Raw genomic sequence first — 1,959 nt, forward strand, 5'->3', positions numbered from 1 at the left:
ATGACACGCCCGCCTACTCACCCAAAGCTGGTTGCTTTGCGAAATCTTCTAGTCAGCACTCGCAAGGAGAAATCCATATTACAAAAAGATCTAGCTAAAGCATTAAACCGACCTCAGTCTTTTATTTCAAAGTATGAGAACGGAGAAAGAAGCATAGATCTCATTGATTTCATTGAAATTTCCAAAGCAATGAACTGTGCACCTCAAGACCTATTTAATGAATATATAAAATTATTAGAAAATAATTATTTAGGCGTAGTTATACGACAGTAGATCTTGAGGTCGCCAGCCCACATTGCCTTTATGCAAAAGCGCATGAGAGCTATTTCTTCCTAGTTGCCCCCTTTGCTTTTGAGGTGACTGGCTTGCTCCGCTTTAAGTTCATTTCAAACAGCCGTTTCAGTATTTCCTCATCGCTTATCTGGGGGGTGTAGTCTTCCCATCCGTATGCCTTGGCAACAGCAGCATCCAAGGCTTGATGAGCATTAGTCAGCCAAGTGGGGGGCTTGTTGTAGAGATTTGTTAGTGTTAATTTTTTTACTTTTTCTTCGAAGCCTGTTTTAGCTACTGGTCGCTTAGGAAAGCCTGCTTCTTCTTCCTCTGGCGTAATTACCCATTCCACCATTGTTGGAGGAAAAATAACGTTCCTTCGTTGTTCATCAAGCTCCCTTGCAAACCTAGATATGTCCTTTGTAATATCTGTTTCAACGATGGGTTCAGTAGTGTCTTTGGGCGTTAAACCTTCTGGAAAAGGAAATGTTTCAAAGCAAGACTTACCGTTGTAGGTAGGGCGTCCACCTTCATCACCATCACCGTGCCTTGATGAATTAGCAAGTGTCCAGACTGTATGCATACGGCTTGAAAGTATTCCAAACGTGCAGTCATCTTGCCGTGCAATCACGCACAACCGCGTATCTGGCAGGACAGATGTAGGTAGCCAAGTGAAAAACCTATGCTTTGCAACTCTTACTGTGGCGATATAACGAGTTAAATTTTTTATCGCTTCTCGCAAGGCTGGTCTTGCTCTTTCATGAAGCCACCACTTGCCAGCATCACCATTTCTATTTGCGTTTGCACGGTAAGGCTTAACATTTTGAAGAAGATGTTCGTATGGCTGTTCAAAGAGTGTGGCATCAACTTCTGACATATCCGTTCCGAAGTCAATAATCCAAGTATCTGATGGGCGTTTTGTTATGTCATTGCCATTCACCCAAGGTTTAACAACTTGGCTGTTTGGCTTTCCATTTGGATTGGCTGCCGAGAGCCAACTTCTTGCCACATGGCCGGGTATGTCGAAGTCACCATACTTTTTGGTGCCTTCAAAGCTTGTATTGCTGTTCTCTGTAAGCGGTATCGCTTTTGTTAAATCTAATCCATCGCCTGTTGTTAGGTCTGCATTGATGGATGACACAGGCAAATCATCAAGCTTGGCTTGTGTTTTCAGGTTTCCAAAACCTGTCATTGACACTCGCACGGAAGCGCCATCGTTCACCCATGGTTCATCACTCCATGCAAGAAAAATCCTTGAACTATTTATGATACGTTCGAGAACTGTTCTGTTGGAACCTTTACGTATTGATTGTGTAGAGACAAAGCCTGCTGCTTGGAGTTTGTTGTCTTTGATTTGTGCTCTGGCTTTCTCGAACCAATAGCAAACCAAGTCAGCCCCACCGGGGACACACCCGTCGTATGTTTTTCGGAGCGTTTCAACGTAGGTATCACCTAGTTCACCTCGCATGACGGAGCCACCTAAGAAGGGCGGATTTCCAACAATCACATGCGCTTTTGGCCATGTAGCTTCGGTTCCATCAGTATTCAGGAGTGCATCTCGATTTTCGATGCCATCAAGGGGCTTCAGGATGGGGTTGAGGCTATGAGGCCAGCCGTTTTGACGGCACCACTGGATATCACCGATCCAGACTGTTACTCTGGCAAGTTCTGCAGCGAATTCGTTGATTT

General features: G+C 44.5%; 2 protein-coding genes. One reads left to right on the plus strand and one right to left on the minus strand.

The features are described from left to right. Positions 1–273 (plus strand): helix-turn-helix domain-containing protein (locus CA2_RS17365; protein WP_081888815.1); only part of this gene is annotated, 273 nt, incomplete at its 5' end. Positions 274–322: 49 nt separating this feature from the next. On the opposite strand, the gene CA2_RS18455 is transcribed toward CA2_RS17365, so the two are convergent. Beyond that, positions 323–1,959, minus strand: a 1,637-nt coding sequence (locus CA2_RS18455; protein ID WP_169741436.1) for a class I SAM-dependent DNA methyltransferase, incomplete at its 5' end; no start/stop codon positions are given.

This window comes from Comamonas aquatica NBRC 14918 (assembly GCF_000739875.1).
Classification (GTDB): domain Bacteria; phylum Pseudomonadota; class Gammaproteobacteria; order Burkholderiales; family Burkholderiaceae_C; genus Comamonas; species Comamonas aquatica.